Below are 25,784 nucleotides of genomic sequence, written 5' to 3'. Positions count from 1 at the left end.
ACGGAATACTGGAGTGGTTTCTTTGAAGAAGGTACTATTTTTTATTAATACTCTTGGTGGTGGTGGAGCTGAAAGGGTGCTAGTGAATCTTGTAAATAACTTAGATAGATCTAAATTTGATATTACAGTAAAGACATTATTTGATGTAGGGGTAAATAGGAATTATTTAAATTCTAATGTTAAATATGAATCTATTTTCAAATGGGTTTTTCGTGGAAATTCGCAGATATTAAAGCTATTACCACCGTCACTATTATTTTCTATTATGATAAAAAATGAATATGATATTATTGTTGCTTATTTACAGGGTGTTCCAACAAGAATAGTAGGCGGTTACTCTGGTAAAGACACAAGATTAATTGCATGGCTACATAGTGATATGCGTAAATTCCCAATGAAATCATGTTTTTGGAGTGATAGGGAACTTTTAACTTGTTTAGAACAATACGATGCAATTGTTGGAGTTTCTAAAACGGTTATTGATTCATTTTCTGAAGTTACCGGTATACGCAATAAATTATATGTAAAGTACAACATAAATGATGTGAAGAATATTCAGAGTAGTTCGGAAGAACCGGTTGAAGAGGGGATTTTTCAGAAGAATCAAGTGAACGTTTGTACGGTAGGTAGATTAGTTCGAGAAAAAGGATTTGATAGATTATTACGAGTACACAAGAGATTAATAGATAGTGGTCATATGCATACTTTGTATATTTTTGGGGATGGTGCAGGAGATTCAGCATTAAGGGAATTTATTGTGGAGAATAATATACAGGATACTGTTCATTTAATGGGATTTAAGAAAAATCCATACAAGTATATGAAACAATGTGATCTATTTGTATGTTCCTCTAGGTATGAAGGCCTAAGTACCGCTGTTTCTGAGGCAATTATTTTAGGTTTACCAGTAGTTACAACTAGGTGTTCTGGGATGACTGAGATACTAGGAGAAAATAATGAATATGGTCTGATTGTTGAAAATGATGAAGCTAGTTTACATGAAGGAATGTTAACGTTATTAAAAGACAAAAAACTCCTAGAATACTACAGGGAAAAGTCGAATGAAAGAAAATCCTTTTTCAGTATTGAAAAAACAGTTAGAGAAGTAGAAGAATTACTTGAGGGGGTATAATTATGTCTTCTTTAGTTAGTATAATTATGCCAGTATATAATGTCGAGAAATACATCGAGAAATCAATTAGAAGTGTATTATCGCAATCATACAAATCCTTTGAGTTAATAATCATTATAGATGGTTCGCCTGATAAAAGCGGTGAAATTGCTGAGGAATTTGCTAAATATGATAATAGGGTAAAAGTGTATTACAAAGATAATGGCGGTTTGTCAGATGCCCGAAACTATGGTATGCAGCATGCTAAGGGAAAGTATATATATTTTCTTGATAGTGATGATTATATTGAAGGAAATCTATTAGAAGTTGCGATAAATGCCTTGGAAGAGAATGACCAAGATCTTATAGTATTTGGTTTTTTTGCTGATTTTGAAGATATACAACAAAGGGTAATAAAAACAACGGTAACAAATCCTGATAAGGGAGTATTTTCAAAGGAGAATATGGATAGGTTTGTGATAAAGGAGAATTTCTATAATTATATAGGCTATGCATGGAATAAACTGTACAAGTTTTCAATTATCAAAGAGAATAACATCCAGTTTACAAAAGGGCTGTCACTAATTGAAGATATAGAATTTAATTATCATGTTTTGAATAGAATAAACAGGATTGGATTCTTAGATCAGGCTTTATATCATTATATGCAAAGACCACGTATAACTTTAGTAAATGCTAAATATAAAGACTTTTATGAATTAAAACTTCGTGCAGCCAATTTGAAGCTAAATCTTTTACAAGAATGGAAATTTAAAGATGAGTTCATTATAAATCAAAGATTTATATTATATATGAGTGTTTTAGATTCTACATTTAGGAATATAAGCTTAAATAAAGAGTTAAGCTTAAAACTCAAAAGGTCAGAGATTACCCGAATTATAAATCAATATACAACATTAAAAAATAGTTTTTGCCCCAATTCAATATCTCTAAAAAACAAAATACTTAGTACATTAGTAAGAATGCAATCTGTAAATGGTCTTCTTTTATTTTACGAATTAATTTATAGAAGTCAAAAAATAAGAGGAAAGATATGAATGTAGTATAGCTTATGCTCTAAAAGTATTTGTTAAAATATTTGAAGGGCAAACTATACCTAATAATTGTTATACTAGGGTGAATTTTATGATGATATTGTTAAGCATGTTATTTTCTTCGTATTTTTTTGGATATTTATCAGATGTTTATTCGTCTCCTAATACTAATTCTTTATCAAAGAAAAGAAACAACCTACTTTTTATAGCATTGTCCTTTGTTATAGTTACAACTGTTGCGGCGTTCAGACAAAGCTTTGTAGATACAGGTACATACAGGAAAATTTTTGTAGAAATAGGCACTGACTGGAATCTTGTTCAGGAACAAAAGGACTTTGGTTTTGGCGTATTAATGGTTCTACTTAACTATGTTTCTAATCATCCTCAAACTATAATTATTGCTACTTCAATTTTAATAAATATATTGGTATTTAGGACGCTTTACAAATATTGTGCACGAATTGAATTAGGGATATTTTTATTTATTACTACTGGTTGCTTTGCATTGTCAATGAATGGAATTAGACAGTTTATTGCAGCTGCTATAATTTTTTGCGCAATTAAACTTGTAATAGAGGGTAAGTGGAAATTATATTTTTTTGTCGTATTACTAGCTGCAACTTTTCATGGTTCTGCAATAATAATGATTCCAGTTTATTTTATAATAAGAAGAAAGGCTTGGAGTTGGTCTACCTTTATTTTAACGGTATGTTCTATATTGGGATACTTAAGCTTTAATTTATTGATACCTTTTATTTCAAACGTGATGGCTGGAACTCAATATGAAAATAACCTAAATTATCTAGCAGAAAAAGATAGTGGTGTAAACATAATACGTATATTCGTTCATGCAGTTCCGGTAATTTTAGCTTTCTGGAAAAGAAAGAGATTACAAGAAGTTTGGAATAAAAGTGATATTTTCGTTAATTTATCAGTACTAAACTTGATAATCATGGTATTTTCTTATTACAGTTGGATCATATCGCGAATTGCTTTTTATTTTCAGATATTTAACATACTTCTTATACCACTAATAATAATTTTTTGTTTTGATAAAAAAACGTCACTCTTTCTATACTATTCCTGTTTTGTATTGTATACAGGATATTTTTATTATGAAATGGTGTATATGTTTAAAATAGACTTTAAATTAATTTTCTAGAGAAAAATGATAGTTAAGGAGAAATAAAATGATTCATTTTATCAAAAATAAGCTTCCGAATGACCTAAAATCAGCCCTATTTTATTTACTAAAAACTAAGAAAGAGGATATAGATTTAGAAAAATATAGAAATAGAAAGAAGTTTTTTGTATTCTTAGCAGGCTTTTATCAAAATTTGGGGGATATGGCACTTACATACTCCCATAAAGTTTTTTTAGAGGAAAACTTCCCAGATTATGAAATAATACTAGTTCCAAGTACTAAAACATATGCCTGGATGAAAGCACTTAAAAATATATGCCAAAAAGATGATATTATTACGATCTTAGGCGGGGGCAATATGTCAGATACTTATATATCATTAGAGGATACTCGGCGATTTGTAATCGAACATTTTCCGAAAAATAAAATTGTATCTTTTCCACAAACAATGATATTTTCGGATACACCATATGGAGAAAAGATGTTAAGGAAAACTGTCAAAACTTACAGTAATCATAATAATCTTCATATTTTTACACGTGAATACAATTCGTTTAAAAGGATGAAAACACACTTTGTGAATAATAATATTGGGTTTATACCCGACATGGTTCTATATTTAAACGAACAATTTCCTGTGCACAGTAGAAAGGGAATTATTTGTTGTTTAAGAAATGATGCTGAAAAAAACACTCATATTGATGAAAGTGATATGATTATAAATTTTCTCGAGAAAAATTATGATGAATTAATTATAACTGATACTGTAAATGTAACCTTAGAAGAAAGTTTGCCAGAAAACTATGAAAGAACATTAAAAAAATTTTGGGAGAGAATAAAGAAAAGTAAATTGGTGGTAACTGACAGGTTACATTGTATGATATTCTGTGCAATTACTAAAACTCCGTGCATTGTATATGATAATACTAACAGGAAAATTTCAGGCGTTTACGAGGCATGCCTTAATAATATTGGATACATTAAAATGATGGATAAAGTAGACCTAGACACTTTAAATAAAGAAATTCGATTTCTGATGAATATTAATTTAGATGACTATCCAAATGTAAATTTAAAAAAATTCTACCAGCCGCTTATAAAAGCATGTTCATCAACGGGGATTTAGATTTAATTTACAAGAAATATTATTCGGTTTCTAAGACTATATTTAAAAGCCTTAGAAATCCTGACTCCGTAAAATTAAATCATATATGTAATCATTTATTATAGCATCCTTATAACTTTGATATTCATGTAGAGTTGCGGGGATTTTTGAAAAAATTCTTGTGGTAAAAGAAAAAATCAAAAATATAAACCTGGAATAAGATTTTAGGATGTGCATAAACTTTGGTGGTGTATAAATGAGAAATCAACTTTTTTCTAATCTTACCTCAGTTTTGGTATCTTTATTTTTTTCAATGATTATAGCATTTTGGATGACACCATTTATAGTTAGTAATCTTGGTCCAGAAGCATATGGATTTATTCCGTTAATTCAGAATATCATTCAATCATTTTCAATTTTGACTGTTGCATTAAGTTCTATGGTAGGGAGATTCATAGCAGTCGCAGTTAAGCAGGGTAATTATCAAGATGCACAAAAATATATTAATACCTATTTTTATTCATCAATACTTTTATCGATAATTTTGTTAATTCCAATAATAATAGTTGGATTAAATGTTGATAAATTAGTAAATATACCAAATTACCTAGTCTTTGATGTGATGATGAGTGTATTTGTTGGGGGAATACTATTCATTCTTACATTTGTTGGATCGCTATATGCTACGGGTCCCTTCTGCACTAATAAACTGTATATTAATAATGGAATTAATTCGGTAAATATTATTATTCGAACAATTGCAGTTATTTTACTCTTAACCTTATTAACTCCAAGGATTTGGTATGTTAATTTAGCTTCTCTAATATCTGGCGTAATAGCATTCATTATTGGTGGTTATTTTTTTAAAAAGCTAATGCCTTTGGCAAAAATACATATTAGTCTATTCGATAAACAAAAACTTAAGGAATTGTTATCCTCGGGTGTATGGAATTCTATCAATCATGTTGGTGTCATCCTTTTCTTGCAAATTGATTTGTTAGTGGCAAATTTAGTTGTAGGTCCTTACGAAACGGGAAGATATGCGGCAATACTGCAAATTCCTCTTATAATAAGGACAGTTTCTAGCGGTACTGCTTCAATATTTGCACCAATTATCGTTTCCCTATACGCTAAAGGTAATATAATAGAATTGAAGTCTTATTCAAATTTTTCGACTAAATTAAATGGTCTACTTTTTGCTTTACCAATAGGTATTTTAATTTGTCTGGGAAAAGAAATACTTCAGGTATGGTTGGGAACGGAATTTATTAATTTGTATGACTTACTGCTCATTTTGATTATTCCTTTAGTTGTGGGTGTAGCGGTAATTCCATTATTCCATCTACCTGTTGCCTTGAATAAAGTTCGTACCCCAGCAATTGTAACATTAATTCTTGGAGTCTTTAATCTTATCTTAGCGTTTACTTTAAGCAAACACTTTGGTATGGGGTTATATGGAATAGCATTAGCTGGCGCGATTGTTTTAATTCTAAAAAATGTAATTTTTACGCCTTTATATAGTGCGCATATTACAAAACAACCATTATTTTCATATTTTAGTGGAGTTATACGTCCGATTATGGGAGTCCTAATTGTCATTGTATTCGGGCTAATAACTCGAAAAATAATAAATGTGGAAAATTGGTATACCTTAGGTTTAAATGGTGTATTAATCTTACTTCTATATGTTGTTTTCGGATATTACTTCCTAATCAATAGATCTGAGAGAAAATCAATAACTAGTTTATTATTTAGGAGGTTTTATAAAAGGAAAACTTCAAATTAAAAATAGTCATCAGGATTTATGGGATTGATAGTTTCTATACAGAGCGAGGTTCAAAGGCAATGGTTTACAAAAAAGGATTGTATTATGGATATATTCCCCAAATAAGGCGGTGTGCAGTGAAACCTGGTACTTTAATAATTTCTTTAGATTTTGAGCTATATTGGGGTATGAGAGATATAATGACACTTGATGAATATAGAGGAAATTTATTAGGTGCTAGGAAAGCAATACCTGCAATATTAGAATTATTTCATGCATATAAAATACATGCAACATGGGCAACTGTTGGATTTCTTTTTTGTGAAACAAAGAAGGAATTGATAAACAGCAAACCTACGATTCAACCACAATACAAAAATAAGAATTTATCACCTTATGATCATATAAGTGAATCAGTTGGGGAAAATGAAAGTAGTGATCCATTTCATTTTGCGCTCTCACTTATAAACAAGATATTGTCATATCCAAATCAACAGATTGGCTGTCATACCTTATCGCATTATTATTGCTTGGAAGAAGGGCAAGATATTCATTCGTTTAAGGCCGATATAAAATCAGCAATAAATATAGCCAAGAAAAAAGGGTTCAATCTTGGCAGTATTGTTTTTCCAAGGAATCAGTACAATACTGAATATCTAAATTTATGTGGTGATCTAGGGATAAAAAGTTACCGAGGTAATGAAGCAAGCTGGCTCTATAAAGCAAGAAGATGGGATGATGTATCAATTTTTCAAAGATTATTTAGACTGGTAGATGCTTATTTTAATATTTCGGGATATAATACATATCCTTGGAAACAGTTAGCAGAACAATTTCCTATAAATATTCCTTCCAGTAGGTTTTTAAGACCTTACTCTAGAAGCTTACGATTCTTAAATCAATTTAAACTCAGACGAATTACATCCGAGATGGAGTATGCAGCGAAACACGGACTAATCTATCATCTTTGGTGGCATCCTCATAACTTTGGTGTGAATCTAGATGAAAACATTGCTTTTTTAGCGAAAATTCTAGAAAAGTATAGTTATTTAAATGAAAAATACAATTTCCAAAGTTCAAATATGGAAGAGTGTGCTGATGCAGTTCTTCTATGTAAAAAGGGATTTGATAGAGTTAATTATTTTTAGATCACATTGTTCTTTATTAAGAATTTCTCAGGAAATAAATTAAAACAATATACATGTAGAAACATGCATATAAAATATAGTACTTTCGAAAATAACGTTTTATTTAAATAGTAGTTATATTCTGTATATTTTATTGACAGTAATATAAATAACATGATAACTTGGATTTAAATCGTTCTTTAAAAGGAACAAATTGATTAGATTATATTGTTTTCTTATGGAGGAAAAAATGAGTGCGATTACTGGAATCTATAATTTAAATCAAGAACCTGTCTCGATTGATCATATTAATGGGATTATGAACTCTTTGCAAAAATATCCTGCAAATGACATACAGGTCTGGAACAAAGAAAACGTCTTTCTTGGGTGTCACGCACAATGGATCACACCAGAATCGGTTGGTGAACAATTACCCTACTTTGACCATGAGAGACAGTTAACCATTACAGCAGATGCAATCATAGATAATCGTGATGAGTTATGCGAATTGTTAAATATACCTACTCCATATAGAGCAGAAATAACTGATAGTGAGCTGATTTTACTTGCTTATAATCGTTGGGGGGATCAGTCACCAAAGTTTTTGCTGGGTGATTTTGCATTCATGATTTGGGATGCGAGAAAGAGACAATTCTTTGGAGCGAGAGATTTCTCAGGCACCCGAACTCTTTATTACTATAATGATTTGCAGAGGTTTGCCTTTTGCACGGTTATAAAGTCTTTATTAACATTACCTTATATTAAGCCGGATTTACATGAAGGGTGGATTGCTGAATTTTTAGCAATACCGGTAACGGTAGATGCATTAGATACTTCTACAACCGTCTATAAACATATCAATCAAATACCACCATCTCATAGTATAAAAATAACTGCTGAAAGTATTAAGCTATCAAGATACTGCACAGTCATTCATGGAAAGAAATTAAAATTAAAATCAAATGGTGAGTATGAAGAGGCTTTTCAAGAAGTTTTTAATAAAGCTGTTAAATCGCGATTACGTACATATCGCCAAGTGGGCTCTCATTTGAGCGGGGGATTAGATTCTGGGTCAGTTGCTAGTTACGCTGTAAGTGAGTTACGGAAACAAAAAAAGCAATTATATACGTATAGCTATATTCCCGTTGAGAACTTCGTAGATTGGACTCATAAAACGAGAGTGGCAAATGAAAGAGAGTATATTCAATCTACAGTAGATTATGTAGGGAATATTAAGGAAAACTATTTAGATTTTGAAGGTAAAAGTCCTCTTTCAGAAGTAGATGATTGGCTCGATACAATGGAAATGCCGTATAAATTTTATGAAAACTCATTCTGGATTAAGGGAATCTATGAAATAGCTAATCAACATGATGTAGGTATACTTCTAAATGGGCAAAGGGGGAACTGGACCGTTTCATGGGGACACGCGTTAGATTATTATGCATTACTTTTGAAAAGATTAAACTGGACAAAATTATACAATGAAGTTCAGTTGTTTAGTAAAAACATGGGAGTTAATAAAAGGAGAACGATGTCTTTTGTCTTAAAGAAGGCATTTCCGGTAATACGTAAAATAGTCTCTCCAAATTCAGACTATAAGCTACCAATGTTAATAAACCCAGATTTTGCTACTAAAACAAATGTATTTGAAAAACTTCGCGAGAACGGAATAAATCCTTTAGGAGCGCCTTTAGGTACAGTATATCAGATAAGAGAGCATCAGTTTGAGCAACCCTGTTACTGGAATCTAAATGGAACAATTGGAACGAAGTTATCTTTACGTCATGCTATTTGGGAACGGGATCCAACAAATGATTTACGGGTTATTGAATTTTGTTTATCTGTACCAGAGGGCCAATTCGTACAAAAAGGAATAGATCGATCACTTATTCGAAGAGCAACAGTTAACTACTTACCAGATAATATTAGACTCAATATGCGTAAACGAGGTATTCAAGGAGCCGATGGACTTCAACGCATGCTACCGCTATGGAATGAATTTATAGATGAGACAGAAAAGCTCAGTTCTGACTCTCGAGTAACTGAGTATCTTAATAAAGAAGAAATAAAATCATCTATATCAAAGATTAGGAATGAACCAAAGCCCGAAATCGTTTTTGATGATTCTTTTAGAATATTGATGCGTAGTTTAATATTTTCTCGTTTTATTAACAAGTATGCTTGAAAGGGGGTGAGACTATGAAAAAGACATGGAAGCAACCAGTTATTGAAGTATTAGATATTAATATGACAATGGCGGGACCAGGAACTAGAACCCCTGATGCCGTTCAACCGGATCCAGATGCTCATGAGGATGATGTGGTACATTTTAGTTAAGTCATAATAGTTAATTACCGAAAGTAGCCCTTATACATTTACAGTATGAGGGTTTTTATTTTATCTAATTCTTTTTATTAATAAGGATAACAATGCTCTACATTGGGGGGATATATTTGAAACATTTCTTATATTATATAAAGCCATTTCATTCATTTACTGGAAAGGTATTATATTTTAATCTGTTTGGTATGGTTTTTATAAGTTTACTAGAAGGGATTGGTATTTTCTTATTAGTGCCAATCATTAATTTTAGTGGAATTGTGAACATTAATTCAGACAGTACAAATATTAGTAGACTATATAAGCTATTTGAATACTTCCCTCCAACAATTAATTTATCAATTATTCTTATTATGTATGTCTTATTAGTAATAGGACAAAATCTTATTCAAAAATATTTGTCTATTCAAAATGTAAAACTCCTACATAATTTTACCCGTTTTTTAAGAATGAATCTATACAATGATCTACTTGATACAAAATGGGGCTTTTTTACAAAACATAGAAAATCAGATCTTATTAATATTCTTACCTCAGAATTTGCCCGTGTTATCGGGGGGATTAATGTATATTTGCAAATATTATCATCGCTAATTTTTACATTTATTCAAATTGGAATTGCCTTCTGGTTATCGCCAAGTATGGCAACATTCGTTCTACTTTGCGGTATCCTACTAGGAATATTGTCAAGAAAATTCATAAAAAAGTCAAAAGCCCTTGGAGCCAGAACCTCAAAGTTGGGGGAAAGCTACCTTGGTGGGATTACAGATCAGTTGAATGGAATAAAGGATATTAAAAGCAATAATTTGGAGGAGTCTCGTAAAGAATGGTTAGGCAAATTAACGAAAGAAATGAATCAGGAGCAAGTTGAATATATCAAAATAAAAACATCCTCACAATTATTTTATAAAGCTTCATCTTCAATCTTTATTGCAATCTTTATATTGCTTTCTGTGAAGCTTTTTCAGGCACAACAAGGTGAATTATTATTAATTATTCTAATATTTTCTAGATTGTGGCCAAGATTCACTAGTATTCAGTCAAATCTAGAACATATGAGTTCCACAATGCCAGCTTTTAAGAAACTATATGATTTAGAAAATGAATGTAATGATTTCAAAGAGATAAATGATGATAAAAATAAGAAAAATAGTAGCCCACTTCAAATTAGACATGGCCTTGAATGTAGGGATATTAGCTTTCGATATAAAAAAAATGAACACATATTTGCTTTAAGAGAAATAAATATTCAAATACCAGTAAATTGTATGACAGCAATTGTGGGGCCATCTGGTGCTGGGAAAAGTACATTAATTGATATTTTAACAGGCTTGAATGAACCTGAAACTGGGAAATTGTATATTGATGGGGTTTCACTTTCAGGTAAAAACCGGTTATCTTTAAGAAATTCGATTGGGTATGTGTCACAAGATCCATTTTTATTTAATGAAAGTATAAGAGAGAACTTACTATTAATTAAACCAAATGCAACAGAAACCCAATTATGGGATGCACTTGAATTTTCTTCAGCAGCTGAGTTTGTAAAGAGATTACCAGAAGGATTAGATACTCTCATCGGTGATCGCGGTGTTCGACTTTCTGGAGGCGAACGACAACGTCTTGTTCTTGCAAGAGCAATCTTACGTAAACCGTCCATTCTCATATTAGATGAGGCAACGAGTGCATTAGATACTGAAAATGAAGCTAAAATACAACAAGCAATAGAAAGATTAAAAGGATCGATGACGATAATTGTAATCGCTCATCGCTTATCGACCATTCGAAATGCTGATCAAGTAGTTGTATTAGATAGTGGGGAAATTATTCAAAAGGGCGGATTTCTGCAATTGGCTAACGAGTCAATGGGGATGTTTAGTAAGCTGTTAGGTAGTCAAATGAAAGCGAACTAATATCAAACGACTCTATTAAACTATGAAAAAAGTACTATTAAAAAATATTATCTATAAGCTAATTGACACAGTAAAGTTAAGATGATAATCTAAATACAAGTTGTTCTTTATTAAGAATCCATTACCCTTTTTTAACTAAAATTAATGGATTTATACAACAAAGCTGTTCTTTATAATGAATTGGAGGTGTAATAATGAAAAAGGAATGGAAGGTACCGTTTGTAGAGATGTTGGACGTTAATTTGACAATGAAGGGTCATAAGCCTTGGAAACCGGGTCATGGTCACAGTGACAGTGATTCACATAGTGATTCCGGTGGACCAGGAATTGGACTAAGTTAGTTAAAGCACTTGTGCCCTTTAATCTGATGATTAGAGGGCATGTGAAAAATAAGCTCTTTAGAAGAATTGAAAAATTAGGTAGTATATAGACTTCTGAATACTTCGCGGCCAAAATGTTCTATATTGCGAACGTGTAAGGGTTTAGATATGAAAAATCTCTATTTTTGTGGGGGAAGTATGTTAACTACGATAAGAATATCACGTTATAAGGCATTTGGATTAAATGTATTAAGTGATTTTCCCATTCCAGAATTACAAGTTGATGAATTTGATGATGTGGCAGCAGATGTGGTAGTGCGAATTGCTGATTTGTCATCGTATTGGAATGATGATGAATTTCGTGAAAAACAGATTTTTATTAAAGAAAATATTGTCGTTTTTCATATTCCATATGTGGCAATTTATGAGGTTAAGAATGGCAATGAAATATCAATTTCGCCATTTGAAGTAGCGAATATAGATAAAATTCGACTGTATTTACTTAGTACTTGTATGGCTACCATTTTGTTGCAAAGGAAAATACTCCCTTTTCATGCGAGTACAATTGCTATCAATGGGAAGGCATATGCGATTACTGGAAGTTCGGGGGTAGGCAAGTCGACGCTTGCTAAGGAGCTCATAAATAAAGGATATAATGTGTTGAGTGATGATGTGGTTGGTATTACTCTATCTGAAAAAAATATTCCAATTGCAACACCATCATTTCCGTGTCAACAGCTCTGGAAGGAAAGCTTGGATGAATTAGGATTGGATTCTGGCAAGTATCGTCCTATTTATGAGAATAACTCAAAATACGTTATTCCAATCCATCATTTTAAGCAGGAGCGGATGCCCCTTGCTGGTATTTTTGAGCTTATAAAATCTGAGAATGAAGAGATTAAAATAACAAAGATTAATAAACTAGAACGAATTCGTACCGTGTATAATCATACGTTCAGAAGATCATTCATGGAGCCATTAGGTTTAATGGAGTGGCATTTCGATATGGTAGCAAAAATGGTCAATAAGTTAGAATTTTACCAAATTGAACGTCCAATAACACGTTTTACAGCTAATGAGCTTGCGACTTTACTATTAACAACCATTCACAAGGAGGATTCTTATGATTAAAAATAATAAGCTATCAATAGAAAGTATTGTTTCACAAACTTCTGGAAATATTGTAAGCGATATGGATGAAGAGAAGGTAATGTTAAGTATCAAGAACGGTAAATATTACAACTTAGGCGAAATTGGCGGTGAAATATGGGATATGATTGAATCTCCAATATCAGTGAAGGAACTTGTAACCATTTTATTATCTCAGTATGAAGTTAGTGAGCAGGATTGTGAGGCTCAAGTTATAGCATTATTAGAACAACTATTGGAGGAAGGGCTAATTAATGTAGAAGTGGCAGCGTAACGACATGGTAACGAAGCTATATTAATGGAGGAACTCGCGAAATGAAACCCTTTGTTTACTTTATGAGGAGGTTATATACGTATACAGGTAATATTCTTTTACTCAATTTTATAGGAATGGTTCTTATTAGTTTACTAGATGGAGTAGGGATATTTTTATTGATTCCGTTAATAAGCTTTACTGGGATTCTTGACATGAGTACGCAGGATATACCAATTATTTCATGGATGGTTGATCTTTTTCAACGTATTCCTACTTCAATGAGTTTGTCTTTGATCCTTGGAATTTATGTGGGAATCACGATTGTTCAAGGTTATATCCAAAGAAAACAAGTTATTTTGAATGGGGAAATTCAGCAAAAGTTTGTCCATCACTTAAGAGAGGAAACATACAAATTATTACTACAGTCTAGATGGGAACTTTTCACGACAATGAGGAAGTCAGACATCATCAAATTAATGACAACAGAGATAGGTAGAGTGAAAAGTGGAACAAGCATGTTTCTGCAATTTTTAACATCGCTTATATTTTCATCCATACAGTTAGTCATTGCCTTTTTATTATCTGCAAAGATGACAGTCTTTGTGATGATATTCGGTATTATCTTATTATTTTTTTCAAGGAAGTTTATTAAAAAATCATATCACTATGGCAATGAAAGTATGAAACTATCTAGAATTTATTCAGCTGGAATTACCGATCATTTTAATGGTATCAAAGATATTAAGAGTAATACTTTAGAACAAACACATGTCAGTTGGTTCCGTGCTTTGTGTGATAGGATTGAGAATAATTCAATCGAATATCTGAAGCTTAAAACGAAATCTCAATTTATTTATAAGATTGTCTCTGCAATATTGATTTCTGTCTTTATCTTTACTTCAATTACTATTTTTCAGGAGCAGACAACACAATTGATGTTAATCATCGTTATTTTTTCAAGATTGTGGCCTACATTTTCTAGTATTCAAGCAAATCTTGAAAAGCTAGGTTCTGTTGTCCCTGCATTTGAAGAGTTATTAAAGGTTCAATCTCAATGTATGCAAGCAAAGGAAATAAATGAAAATGATTATAAAAGGATAAATCCATTCATTCTCAAGGAAGGAATAGAATGTAAGAACATCTATTTCAAGTATCGAAGAAATAATAAGAAATTTGTCCTTAAAGATATCAATATGCAAATTCCTAGTAATCAAATGACGGCCATTGTTGGTCAATCTGGTGCTGGAAAAAGCACATTAGTAGATTTGTTAATGGGGCTTAATCAACCAGAAAGTGGTAGTGTTCGAATAGATGGGAAAGAACTTACAAAGGATTTTCTTCTATCCTACCGTTGTTCAATAAGTTATGTCCCACAAGACCCATTTTTATTTAATGCAAGCTTACGAGAAAATCTATTATTAATTGAACCGAATGCAAGTGAAGCAGATATTTGGGAGGCACTGGAGTTTTCATCTGCAGCCGAATTTGTTAGAGAACTCCCATCAGGTTTGGACACAATTATTGGTGATCGTGGGGTAAGACTTTCAGGTGGTGAACGGCAAAGAATTGTATTGGCTCGTGCTATTTTACGAAAACCGTCCATTTTAGTATTAGATGAAGCAACAAGTGCTTTGGATACCGAAAATGAAAGAAAAATTAAGCATGCACTTGAAAAATTAAAGGGCACTATGACAATCATTATCATTGCACATCGATTATCAACAATTCGAAATGCAGACCAGGTTATTGTTCTTGAAAAGGGTGAAATCATTCAAAGAGGTGGATATAAACAGCTGGCAAATGAGGAGAAGAGTTTATTTAGTAATCTATTAGGAGAACAAGTGGAAATTAGAGCAAATTAAAAACGAAATATACTGGAGGAAATATGTTACATACGATTAATACGGTCATGTATAAGGCCTTTGGGTTCCGTATATTAAGTGAGATTAACTTACCAGAACTTATAGTCATCGAGGATAATAAAAGTCAAAGGGATATTGAAATTATATTAGGAAATTTAAAAAATCAATGGGAAAAAATTGCAAATCCAAAGAGGAATTTTTATGTGAAAGATAATCTGGTCATGTTTCGGGTAAAGGATGTAGCAATTTATTCAATCATCGATGGGGAAAGGATCGTAGTATCACCAGCAAAAGAGGCCAAGGAAGATAAAATCCGTCTTTATTTACTTGGAACATGCATGGGTATTATGATGATGCAACGGAGAATACTTCCATTACATGGAAGTGCCGTCATTATTAATGGAAAAGCATATGCCATCGTTGGTGACTCTGGTGCAGGAAAATCAACTCTAGCTTCAGCATTATTACATCGTGGCTTCCAACTCATTAGTGATGATTTAATACCAGTGACATTGAATAATTCAGGCATTCCAGTTGTTACTTCCGCATATCCACAACAGAAACTATGGCAAGAAAGCTTGCAGGAATTTGGAATAGAATCTAAGCATTTACGACCAATTATCGATAGAGAAACAAAGTTTGCGGTTCCAGTGATATCACAGTTCATTGATAGGGAGGAAATACCCTTAGCTGGAATCTATGAGTTACTTAAGACAGAGAAGGAATCTATTGAACTGTACCCTGTTAATAGATTTAATAAGGTAGATACGTTGTTATATCACACGTATCGGAATTTTTTGTTACAGCCTTTAGGTTTATTTGAATGGCATTTTTCAATGATGACTACAATGATGAAGCATACTGAAGTATATCAATTGAAAAGGCCTGTTTCTACCTTCACAGCTCATGACCTAGCCTCCATTATTTTATCTACCATTGTAAAAGAATAAATAGATTCCAAGAGAGGACTATTATGAATATAGTAAAGAAAATAATTAGTTTTTTAAAATTAAGTTTCGACACAAAGCTTTTATTCATTGAGGCTTTTCTGTTACTTGGCTGGGCTCGCATCTTAAAGTTAATACCATTTTCTAAGCTAGCACCTGCCCTTGGGACACATATGGAAGAAACTCCATATAGCTTGATTGACCTAGATAAAAAACAAATAAGAAAAGTGTCAACTGCTATTCATGTAATGAGTCGTTACACATTTTGGGAGAGTCAATGTCTTGTTAAAGCAATAGCAGGGATGAAGATGTTGAGAAGAAGAAAAATTGAAAGTACGCTCTATTTGGGCACTGCAAGAGACGAGAATGGAAAAATGATTGCACATGCATGGTTACGTAGTGGCCCAATTTATATATCTGGGGCTGAAGGAATGGAGAAATTTACCGTAGTTAGTATCTTCGCAAAAAAGGTTAATCGTAAAGAACATGAAAGATACGATAAAATGGTATAAAAATATATAAGATATTGGATCAGAAAGTAGGCTGAAAATGTTATTACCGATAATTCGCTTATGTATTAGGGCTTTACCATTTTTTTATATGCTGATTATCTGGATTCAATCGAGTTATTTTAACCCAAATTCATTAGAAGGTATACACTTACAAATAGGTATACCTATTTTTGTGATTTTAGGTGTAGTATTTGAAATTGGACATTTATTTCAATTTGCAATTTTGTACTTCTTGCTGATCATGGCATTCCTTACTTATGGAAGGTTGAATTCTGTGAAAGAAATGGTAGCTTTTATCATTGCTTTATTATATGGAATTTTAGATGAAGTACATCAGATTTACGTTCCGTTCAGATCCTTTTCCATCATTGATTTAATTAAGGACGCGGTTGGTATTATTGTTATTTGGTTCATCATCCATAAACATTATTACAAAAACGACGGTTCAAAAATACAGCGATTTTTAACTGGTATTACTAACGTATATAAGAAAGAGGATTCTAATTTTCCGGTTTAGTGTTTGGTAGTATTAAAAAACACCCAAGATGATGAAAAGAATTCATCGTCTTGAATGCTTATTTATTTTGCAGCTTCCACCTATTAAACTCCAAAAACTCTTTGAATTCTTGTTTTGATACGCCGGATTTCATCGCTTCATGGACAAGCTGTGTCCAATCAGAATCAAGTTCTTCTATTTGGTTTTCATGATCTTCTTCATGGAGTAATGTATTAACAGAAACCCCGAGAACGGAAGATATTTTTTCTAAAAATTGAATAGAAGGATTTGATTGGAGATTGCGCTCTATTGAGCTAAGATATGATTTTGCAACCCCTGCTCTGTCAGCTAGTTCAGATAAAGATAGTTTCTTTTGCATTCGATATGCTTTGATTCGTTGACCAATCATAAATGTCACCTTCCTTCAAATCGATTATAACATAATTTGAAGGATTTGTTTTGTATGACGAACGATTTTATTAAAAAAAATAGTGGATTGCTTAAAATATGTAGTAAAGCTCTATGTAAAAGTATATCCATCTTTATTTTTAATAAAGAACGCCTTAATATCTTCAACACTTAATCCCATATCCAGCGCTTCTAAGATTAGATCGACCCATTCATCATCGAGTTTTGTATTAGCTTGATTCATCTCTTTTAACCCTCCCAATTATACAACAGTATTATTGGCAGTCCAGCCACCATAGTTGGAATAACCCAACCTTAGACCTGTGACTTTGCGTCCCTTTTTTTCAAGAGGTTTGCCTTTATACAATTGAATTGATTGTCATTAATGCGTTAGTCTATCTATAATTAGAACCTTTGTATTACATATAGAAGTATAAATGATAAAAGTTTAGCAAACTGTAGAAGATTGTCGATGTCTAAATATTTTAATAATTATAATTATCAACAGTAAATACTAAAGAAGAAAGTTCTTTTTTCTTGTAATTTGTAGAATAACAAAGGAAGTTGGTATGGTTCACATGCGAAACGTCTACTATTTGATGAATATGGTCAACCAGTATAAATGATTTAGTGTGGATTTTTGAGGTTTTTCCAAATATTTCAACGAGATTTGTCGAACGATTTTTTTAGTTTTACCCCCACAAAATAAGAGCCTATCCTAATAAGGATAGACTCTCCTAGATAGCGTTTTGGCAAAGATAAAATAAACCCCCATTTATTACTTCAACAATAACCTTTGGTTCATATTGCTCCCGGAGTGCTTCTTTTTCAATTTCATGGCTTTCAGGCTTTTCTTCAACTTCCTCATAAAATGAATCTAGTAAAGCAAGATCTTCATTCCAACGGTTTATTGCTTCATCGGCCCATGAATGATCCTCGGACTCAATGAATCCTCTTATATATTGTTGTAAACGATTCACACCACTCTGCGGTTTTACGAGGGATGACATCGTATAGGTTAAATCAGGTATTTTTGGTGTCAATTGAAGTTTCTCGATTTTATTTTGGAATCCCTCGATGATCATACCATTCACTAATTGCAAACCTAATGATAGTAATAAATCCCTTTTTCGATCACATTTATATGACACCTTTATATTCAACCCTAGCCATGGATATAATGCAGTATTAACTTGCAAGGAGTTTGTTTGTTGATATAAACGTATATAACTGGCAAGCTTTTTGGTTGATTCAAATATTTGATGTAATCGGGGGGCGCCAAAATGGATAAAGTCTCCTTTTATATCATCGGATGTTTGCTCCTGGTTTGTGATTAATGTTAACTTCATAGGGTTTGGCACTCCGTTGGTTTTTTCGAGATATGTCCAATAAAAAGGACGATTCATGAGTAGTTTATCGATTTCAACGGTAAGTTGAACAGTCATATATCCAGGATATTTCTCAAGTATTTCACATTGATTTGATATAAAATACTTCTCTAAAAAATCATTGATTTCCTGTTGCTGCATGTTTTTCATCACCTTTTAGATTTTCTTCGGCATAGCTGATAATTGATGTTAGGTTTTCCATTTTTATTTTCATTTCACCATCACTCTTGGAACGTAATAAAATATCCTGAATATGATCCTCGATATTACCTATCTCAAGTCTTGTCAGAATTTCATCAAGTTGCCCAACTACACGCTCAAATAAATTTATTTTTTCATATAAGAGTTTAAGTATATGCTCCTCAACGGTGTCCTTTGTAGCAAAATTATAGATGTGAACATCTTTCTCTTGCCCAAGACGATGAATACGACCGATTCGTTGTTCAAGCCTCATTGGGTTCCAAGGGAGGTCATAATTAATAATATGATTGCAAAACTGTAGGTTAATCCCTTCACCACCAGCTTCTGTCGCTATGAGTACTTGATGCCGACCTTTAAATAATTCCTTCATCCAATCTTTTTTGCCACGTTTAAATCCACCTCTAAAAGGAACCGAAGATATTCCATTCTGCTGTAGATACCATTGCAAATACATTTGGGTTGCACGATATTCCGTAAAAATAATTACTTTATCATTAATTTTCTTTATAATTTCAAGTGCCTTTTTAGCCTTTGAATTTTGATTAACTTGTTCAACTTTTTGCATTAGCCCCATAATGAGATCTTGTGGGACTTGAGCACCATCATCATTCTTTTTTTCTAACATCTTTTTAAGGGTATAATAGACAGCCTCACGACTACTACAAGCTTCACGTTGTAACGTCATAATTGAGAACATACTTGAAGCAAATGGTGAAAAACTAGAACGATAGGCAGTAATCGCATCATATAAAGCCCGTTCTGTAGTTGAAAAGTCGATTGGAATCGTTTCTACATGCCGCTTTGTCCATTCAATACCAGTGTCATCACGTCGATTTCTAATCATCACCTTGTTGACTAAATCCTTCAAGTGTTGATCATCTTGGATCGTTCGATTTTTCTTCCCGTAATATTTTTCAAAATAGGCCTGGTTTCCTAAGTGCCCTGGCTTTAATAATGAAACAAGATTAAAAATCTCTTCAATCCGGTTTTGAATAGGTGTGGCAGTTAATAATAAGCAAAACTTCTTTTTTAAATTTTGTACAAATTCATAGTTTTTTGTTTTATTGTTTTTAAGTTTGTGTGCTTCATCGATAATGATTAAATCATAATCTTGTTTATAGACAATCTCACGATGTGGACTACGCTTTGCAGTATCTATTGAGGATACAACAACATCATACTGCTCCCACATATAGCTTTTCTTTTGCTGAACTGCCGGGATATAAAATTTTTGATTTAATTCCATTGCCCATTGAGAAACGAGGGAAGCAGGTACTAAAATCAATACCTTTTTTACAAGTCTGCGAATCATATATTCCTTTAAAATTAATCCGGCTTCTATTGTTTTTCCAAGTCCTACTTCGTCTGCGAGAATAGCTTTACCATTCATTTTCTCAATTACTTGCTTCGCTACTTCCAATTGATGAGGGAGCGGGGTTAATTGTGGTAAATGCTTGGGAGCCTGTAGGCCTTCGAAATCAGGAATGGTTTGGTGTTCTTCTACCCTATAAGCGAGTTTATAAAGCTCCCAATTAGCCCAAGGACCGTCTTCATCAATTCGTTTTAAAAAGTCACCTTGCCATGACTGATCAAATTCAAAATCGACCTTCATATATATACAGTCCCTTCTCATACAATCTAATCTAAAAAACACGAACATTTCGTTCGGAAAAATAATAATTATTAAGAAAATATTATATTGCCGAAAATGCTCGATAATGGTAGGATGAAGATAGTTTCAAGAATTAATTTTTTCTAGGTATTTCGTTAGTATTACCAGGATTATGAAAAATATAATTTGCGAATGATGGCAAGGGGAGAGACTACATAAAGTTTGTTTAATTACGAGGATTATCCCGAGTTTTTGAACAACCACGATGTAGCGCCGAAGGAGCAAGCAAGATATTGTGAATCTCTCAGGCAAAAAGACTCTTGTTTGACGCGACTCTGGAGAGAGCCGATTAATAGGCCACCAAAGGGGCAAACCTTATTTTTAATGTTGTAAAATTTCAAATAAGGTAAACTTTCAGGTGCAAGGACAGAGACTTCACATAGTGGAGTTATCTGTCTTTTTTTATGGAGTCAGAATATTTTAACAACAAAAATAAGCTACACAGATCAAAGGAGGAAACATGTTGTCTGAATTAAAACGAACACCTTTATTTGAAGTGTATAAAAACCTTGGGGCCAAAACAATTGATTTTGGCGGTTGGGACTTACCTGTTCAATTTTCCAGTATTAAAGATGAACATGAAGCAGTCCGTGCAAAAGCTGGACTTTTTGATGTATCCCATATGGGAGAAATCGATGTAAAAGGAAAGGATAGCTTAGCTTATTTACAAAAGTTAATGACTAATGATGTATCCCTCGTAAAGGACGGTGGGTGTCAATATACGGCAATGTGCTATGAAGATGGTGGTACGATTGATGACCTTCTTATTTATAAGAAATCAGATGACCATTATTTATTAGTTGTAAATGCGTCGAACACTGAGAAGGATTATGAATGGCTAAATCAACATTTAATTGGTGATGTTGAAGTTGTTAATATCTCAAATGAACTTGGACAGCTGGCCATTCAAGGGCCAGCAGCACAATCAATTTTACAAAAACTAACAAGTACAGACTTAACCGAAATTAAAGTATTTAAATTTATCGATGGTGTCGAAATTAGCGGTAAAAAAGCCCTTGTTTCTAGAACTGGTTATACAGGTGAAGACGGCTTTGAAATTTATTGTGATGCGAATGATGTTGTAACTCTTTGGAATGCGCTTTTAGATGCAGGACAGGACAATATTTTACCTTGTGGATTAGGGGCAAGAGACACATTGCGTTTTGAAGCAAATCTTGCTTTATATGGTCAAGAGCTTTCAAAGGATATTACACCGATTGAAGCAGGAATTGGGTTTGCAGTTCGCCCAAATAAGGAAGCAGACTTTTACGGAAAAGAAATATTGAAAAAGCAAAAAGAAGAAGGCGCTCCTAGAAAGCTTGTTGGAATTGAAATGATTGATAAAGGAATTCCACGCCATGGCTATGAAATTTTTGTTGGTGATGAACAAATAGGAGAGGTAACTACAGGTACTCAGTCTCCAACATTAAAGAAGAATATCGGATTGGGTCTTATTAATACCGAATTTGCTGTTCTTGGTAAGGAAGTAGAAGTTCAAATTCGTAAAAAACGATTAAAAGCAATAATCGTTGCAACACCTTTTTACAAACGTTCAAAATAATAAAATGATAGATGAATAGGGAAGGGGTACATTCATGAAACATCGCTATTTGCCAATGACGGAACAAGATAAAAATGAAATGCTTCAGGCGATTGGAGTTTCTTCAGTTGACGAGCTATTTAATGATATTCCTGAGAGTGTTCGATATAAGGGCGAACTCGCAATTAAAAAAGCGAAGTCGGAATCAGAATTAATGAAGGAACTCTCAAGAATGGCTGCAAAAAATGCTGATCTAAAAAGCTATGCATCTTTTTTAGGTGCTGGAGTTTATGATCATTACATGCCGGTGATAGTAGACCATGTGATTTCACGTTCGGAATTCTACACAGCTTATACACCTTATCAACCAGAGATTTCACAAGGTGAATTACAAGCGATTTTCGAATTCCAGACAATGATTTGCGAACTAACAGGAATGGAAGTTGCAAACTCCTCGATGTATGATGGCGGTACAGCATTAGCTGAAGCAGCAATGCTTGCTACTGGTCATACAAGAAACAAAAAGGTGCTTGTTTCGAGCTCAGTTCACCCTGAATCTCGAGCGGTTTTAGAAACATATGCAAAAGGTCAATATATTGAAGTGGTAGAGGTTCCTACTAAAAATGGTGTAACAGATGTTGATGCGCTAACCTCATTAATGGATGAAAATGTAGCATGTGTTGTAGTTCAATATCCAAACTTTTTTGGTCAGATCGAACCTCTTAAGGAAATAGAGGAAGTTGCTCATACAGGAAAAAGCTTGTTTGTCGTATCAAGCAACCCATTAGCTTTAGGTGCATTAACCCCTCCGGGCAAATTAGGAGCTGATATAGTAGTTGGTGATGCACAGCCATTCGGTATTCCAGCAGCATTTGGCGGACCACACTGTGGATTCTTTGCTGTCTCAACAAAATTAATGCGTAAGGTTCCAGGTCGCTTAGTTGGTCAAACAGTTGATGAAGATGGAAAACGCGGTTTTGTTTTAACACTTCAAGCACGCGAACAGCATATCCGTCGAGATAAAGCTACATCTAATATTTGTTCAAACCAAGCATTAAATGCATTAGCCGCTTCGGTTGCTATGACAGCACTAGGCAAAAAAGGTGTAAAAGAAATTGCTACAATGAATATCCAAAAAGCTCATTATGCAAAAAATCAATTTACTGTTAATGGATTTGAAGTTGTCTATGAAGGACCTTTCTTTAATGAATTTGTAGTTAAGGTTGGCAAATCAGTTAAAGATGCGAATGCCAAGCTTGGTGAAAAAGGGATAATTGGTGGGTATGACTTAGGACGTGATTACCCTGAATTAGAAGGGCATATGTTAGTTGCTGTAACAGAGCTTCGTACAAAAGATGAAATTGACACACTTGTAAAAGAATTGGGGGATGGCAATGAATAAGCAAGATCAACCATTAATTTTTGAACTATCAAAACCAGGTCGAATTGGTTATAGCTTGCCAGAATTAGATGTTCCTGAATTTGATATCAATGAGGTTATCCCGACGGAGTATATTCGTGTGGAAGAACCAGGGCTCCCTGAGGTTTCTGAATTGGACATTATGCGCCATTATACTGCATTATCAAACCGTAATCATGGTGTGGACTCAGGATTTTACCCACTTGGCTCTTGTACAATGAAATATAACCCTAAGATTAATGAAAATGTGGCACGCTATAATGGTTTTGCGCATATTCATCCATTACAAGATGAAGAAACTGTGCAAGGTGCTCTTGAATTAATGTACGATTTACAGGAACATTTAAAAGAAATTACAGGTATGGATGAGGTTACATTGCAACCTGCAGCTGGTGCTCATGGTGAATGGACTGGGCTTATGATGATCCGTGCTTACCATGAAGCTAATCATGATACGGCTCGTACGAAGGTTATAGTTCCAGACTCGGCCCATGGTACGAACCCTGCATCTGCAACTGTAGCAGGCTTTGATACAATTACAGTGAAATCAGGTGAAGATGGACTTGTTGATCTTAATGATCTAAGACGTGTTGTTGGACCAGATACAGCTGCATTAATGTTAACAAATCCAAATACACTTGGTTTATTTGAAGAAAACATTCTAGAAATGACAAAGATCATACATGAAGCTGGCGGTAAGGTTTATTATGATGGTGCAAATTTAAACGCAGTTTTAAGCAAAGCTCGACCAGGAGATATGGGTTTTGATGTTGTCCATCTTAACCTTCATAAAACTTTCACCGGCCCACATGGTGGTGGTGGACCGGGTTCAGGCCCAGTCGGGGTGAAGGCTGACTTAATTCCATTCCTACCAAAACCTGTTCTTGTTAATACGGAGAAAGGGTACCGCTTTGATTATAACCGACCACAATCAATTGGTAGGGTTAAACCTTATTACGGAAACTTTGGAATTAATGTGCGTGCATATACGTATATTCGTTCAATGGGACCAGATGGATTAAAAGCTGTAACAGAATATGCTGTACTAAATGCAAACTATATGATGCGTCGTTTGGCACCATTCTATGATTTGCCGTTTGATAGACATTGTAAGCATGAATTTGTACTATCTGGTAAGCGTCAAAAGAAACTCGGCGTACGTACATTAGATATCGCGAAACGATTATTAGATTTTGGCTATCATCCACCAACAATCTATTTCCCATTAAATGTGGAAGAATGTATCATGATTGAACCAACTGAAACAGAATCAAAAGAAACATTAGATTCTTTCATTGAAGCAATGATCCAAATTGCGAAAGAAGCAGAGGAGAATCCAGAGATTGTTCAAGAAGCACCACACACAACTGTTGTGAAGCGCCTTGATGAAACAATGGCAGCAAGAAAACCAGTTCTTCGCTTTCAAAAGTAATAACATAATTATAGAAGAGATTCGTCCTATAATGGATGAGTCTTTTTTTATAGATAGAGGAAAGTGAATTACCATGATTTACCTACTGTAAATGGTTGAAAAGATATTCATAGGCTGGTATTATAGTTTAAGTCATCGCGATAAGTTATGACTGGTATTAAAACGATAACTATTAAAAGAATTTAATAAACTTCTTCTTTCAAAAAAGTTATTGACAAGAAAAAAGAAAAAATGCTATACTAATATAGTTGCTTCAGAGAAGTGACTAAACAAAGTTCTTTGAAAACTGAACACAATACAAGCGTCAACGTTTAATCAAGATAACATTTTTATTGAGCTTCAAGCATCAATAAAAAAGATTTAGAAACGAAGAGTTCGAGGAAGTTGAGTGATCGAACACCGGAGTGCACTTAAGGTGCATGAGGATGTGAGGTTGCGAAAACTGACGAAGAAATCTGAAGTTTATAAAGCTTTTTTGGAGAGTTTGATCCTGGCTCAGGATGAACGCTGGCGGCGTGCCTAATACATGCAAGTCGAGCGGATCTTTGGGAGCTTGCTCCCAAAGGTTAGCGGCGGACGGGTGAGTAACACGTGGGCAACCTGCCTGTAAGACTGGGATAA

At 33.5% G+C, this 25,784-nt stretch carries 23 protein-coding genes, 1 rRNA gene and 2 riboswitches; of the genes, 20 read left to right on the top strand and 4 right to left on the bottom strand.

Annotated features, from left to right (window positions below; all coding sequences use genetic code 11):
* Positions 1-22 precede the first annotated feature (22 nt).
* The 16 genes from MJG50_RS06090 to MJG50_RS06015 all read left to right on the top strand — a co-directional run bounded on the left by MJG50_RS06090 (position 23) and on the right by MJG50_RS06015 (position 17,123).
* Positions 23-1,132 carry a glycosyltransferase gene (locus tag MJG50_RS06090; protein WP_240253676.1) on the top strand — a complete coding sequence of 370 codons (1,110 nt, stop codon included), beginning with the start codon at positions 23-25 and terminating at the stop codon, positions 1,130-1,132.
* A 2-nt stretch (positions 1,133-1,134) separates the two neighbouring features.
* Complete coding sequence (locus tag MJG50_RS06085) at positions 1,135-2,169, top strand: glycosyltransferase family 2 protein (RefSeq protein WP_240253675.1); 1,035 nt, start codon at positions 1,135-1,137, stop codon at positions 2,167-2,169.
* A gap of 88 nt (positions 2,170-2,257) precedes the next feature.
* On the top strand, positions 2,258-3,328 hold the full coding sequence (locus tag MJG50_RS06080) for an EpsG family protein (protein ID WP_240253674.1): 1,071 nt from the start codon (positions 2,258-2,260) through the stop codon (positions 3,326-3,328).
* Positions 3,329-3,356: 28 nt separating this feature from the next.
* The gene (locus MJG50_RS06075; protein ID WP_240253673.1) at positions 3,357-4,436 is read left to right on the top strand and encodes a polysaccharide pyruvyl transferase family protein; all 1,080 of its coding nucleotides are present in this window, start codon (positions 3,357-3,359) and stop codon (positions 4,434-4,436) included.
* A 235-nt stretch (positions 4,437-4,671) separates the two neighbouring features.
* Entirely contained in the window at positions 4,672-6,201 is a 1,530-nt protein-coding gene (locus MJG50_RS06070) for an MATE family efflux transporter (RefSeq protein WP_240253672.1), read from the top strand.
* Between the two features lie 116 nt (positions 6,202-6,317).
* Positions 6,318-7,328: a polysaccharide deacetylase family protein gene (locus tag MJG50_RS06065; protein ID WP_240253671.1), complete on the top strand. Its 1,011-nt coding sequence runs from the start codon at positions 6,318-6,320 to the stop codon at positions 7,326-7,328.
* A 229-nt stretch (positions 7,329-7,557) separates the two neighbouring features.
* Positions 7,558-9,495 (top strand): asparagine synthase-related protein, encoded by a 1,938-nt coding sequence (locus MJG50_RS06060; RefSeq protein WP_240253669.1) that lies wholly within the window; start codon positions 7,558-7,560, stop codon positions 9,493-9,495.
* 14 nt (positions 9,496-9,509) lie between these two features.
* Positions 9,510-9,647, top strand: a complete 138-nt coding sequence (locus MJG50_RS06055; RefSeq protein WP_240253667.1) for a paeninodin family lasso peptide — start codon at positions 9,510-9,512, stop codon at positions 9,645-9,647.
* Between the two features lie 116 nt (positions 9,648-9,763).
* A complete protein-coding gene (locus tag MJG50_RS06050; protein WP_240253665.1) occupies positions 9,764-11,560 on the top strand; it encodes an ABC transporter ATP-binding protein in 1,797 nt (598 codons plus the stop codon).
* Between the two features lie 194 nt (positions 11,561-11,754).
* A complete protein-coding gene (locus tag MJG50_RS06045) occupies positions 11,755-11,901 on the top strand; it encodes a paeninodin family lasso peptide (protein ID WP_240253664.1) in 147 nt (48 codons plus the stop codon).
* A 177-nt stretch (positions 11,902-12,078) separates the two neighbouring features.
* Entirely contained in the window at positions 12,079-13,011 is a 933-nt protein-coding gene (locus MJG50_RS06040; RefSeq protein ID WP_240253661.1) for an aldolase, read from the top strand.
* Positions 13,004-13,303 carry a lasso peptide biosynthesis PqqD family chaperone gene (locus tag MJG50_RS06035; RefSeq protein WP_240253659.1) on the top strand — a complete coding sequence of 100 codons (300 nt, stop codon included), beginning with the start codon at positions 13,004-13,006 and terminating at the stop codon, positions 13,301-13,303. Before MJG50_RS06040 ends, MJG50_RS06035 begins: the two co-directional genes overlap by 8 nt.
* A gap of 41 nt (positions 13,304-13,344) precedes the next feature.
* Complete coding sequence (locus MJG50_RS06030) at positions 13,345-15,147, top strand: ABC transporter ATP-binding protein (protein WP_240253655.1); 1,803 nt, start codon at positions 13,345-13,347, stop codon at positions 15,145-15,147.
* A 23-nt stretch (positions 15,148-15,170) separates the two neighbouring features.
* Positions 15,171-16,097 carry an HPr kinase/phosphorylase gene (locus MJG50_RS06025; RefSeq protein ID WP_240253654.1) on the top strand — a complete coding sequence of 309 codons (927 nt, stop codon included), beginning with the start codon at positions 15,171-15,173 and terminating at the stop codon, positions 16,095-16,097.
* A gap of 23 nt (positions 16,098-16,120) precedes the next feature.
* Positions 16,121-16,606, top strand: a complete 486-nt coding sequence (locus MJG50_RS06020; RefSeq protein WP_240253653.1) for a lasso peptide biosynthesis B2 protein — start codon at positions 16,121-16,123, stop codon at positions 16,604-16,606.
* A gap of 37 nt (positions 16,607-16,643) precedes the next feature.
* Positions 16,644-17,123 carry a VanZ family protein gene (locus MJG50_RS06015; RefSeq protein WP_345893210.1) on the top strand — a complete coding sequence of 160 codons (480 nt, stop codon included), beginning with the start codon at positions 16,644-16,646 and terminating at the stop codon, positions 17,121-17,123.
* A 58-nt stretch (positions 17,124-17,181) separates the two neighbouring features.
* Here the strand turns inward: MJG50_RS06015 and MJG50_RS06010 are convergent, their stop codons facing one another.
* The 4 genes from MJG50_RS06010 to MJG50_RS05995 all read right to left on the bottom strand — a co-directional run bounded on the left by MJG50_RS06010 (position 17,182) and on the right by MJG50_RS05995 (position 20,711).
* A complete protein-coding gene (locus tag MJG50_RS06010) occupies positions 17,182-17,511 on the bottom strand; it encodes a helix-turn-helix domain-containing protein (protein WP_240253648.1) in 330 nt (109 codons plus the stop codon).
* Between the two features lie 111 nt (positions 17,512-17,622).
* The gene (locus MJG50_RS06005) at positions 17,623-17,754 is read right to left on the bottom strand and encodes an anti-repressor SinI family protein (RefSeq protein ID WP_240253645.1); all 132 of its coding nucleotides are present in this window, start codon (positions 17,752-17,754) and stop codon (positions 17,623-17,625) included.
* Positions 17,755-17,787: 33 nt separating this feature from the next.
* Positions 17,788-17,878: riboswitch (cyclic di-GMP riboswitch) on the bottom strand.
* Positions 17,879-18,247: 369 nt separating this feature from the next.
* Positions 18,248-19,039, bottom strand: coding sequence for a YqhG family protein (locus MJG50_RS06000; RefSeq protein ID WP_240253643.1), 792 nt, complete (start codon positions 19,037-19,039; stop codon positions 18,248-18,250).
* Positions 19,017-20,711 carry a DEAD/DEAH box helicase gene (locus MJG50_RS05995; protein WP_240253641.1) on the bottom strand — a complete coding sequence of 565 codons (1,695 nt, stop codon included), beginning with the start codon at positions 20,709-20,711 and terminating at the stop codon, positions 19,017-19,019. Before MJG50_RS05995 ends, MJG50_RS06000 begins: the two co-directional genes overlap by 23 nt.
* A 192-nt stretch (positions 20,712-20,903) precedes the next feature.
* Positions 20,904-21,041: riboswitch (glycine riboswitch) on the top strand.
* Positions 21,042-21,231: 190 nt separating this feature from the next.
* On the opposite strand from MJG50_RS05995, the gene gcvT reads away from it, so the two are divergent.
* The 4 genes from gcvT to MJG50_RS05975 all read left to right on the top strand — a co-directional run.
* Positions 21,232-22,332: a glycine cleavage system aminomethyltransferase GcvT gene (gcvT, locus tag MJG50_RS05990; RefSeq protein WP_240253639.1), complete on the top strand. Its 1,101-nt coding sequence runs from the start codon at positions 21,232-21,234 to the stop codon at positions 22,330-22,332.
* A gap of 34 nt (positions 22,333-22,366) precedes the next feature.
* Positions 22,367-23,713 carry an aminomethyl-transferring glycine dehydrogenase subunit GcvPA gene (gene gcvPA / locus MJG50_RS05985; protein WP_240253637.1) on the top strand — a complete coding sequence of 449 codons (1,347 nt, stop codon included), beginning with the start codon at positions 22,367-22,369 and terminating at the stop codon, positions 23,711-23,713.
* Positions 23,706-25,163, top strand: a complete 1,458-nt coding sequence (gene gcvPB / locus MJG50_RS05980) for an aminomethyl-transferring glycine dehydrogenase subunit GcvPB (protein ID WP_240253635.1) — start codon at positions 23,706-23,708, stop codon at positions 25,161-25,163. Before gcvPA ends, gcvPB begins: the two co-directional genes overlap by 8 nt.
* 472 nt (positions 25,164-25,635) lie before the next feature.
* Positions 25,636-25,784, top strand: a 16S ribosomal RNA gene (locus MJG50_RS05975); the annotation flags it as partial.

It is taken from the genome of Fredinandcohnia quinoae (assembly GCF_022427965.1).
GTDB lineage: Bacteria > Bacillota > Bacilli > Bacillales > Bacillaceae_L > Ferdinandcohnia > Ferdinandcohnia quinoae.
The sequence above is the reverse complement of the archived record's forward strand: the minus strand, read 5'-3'. Positions and strand labels throughout refer to the sequence as shown.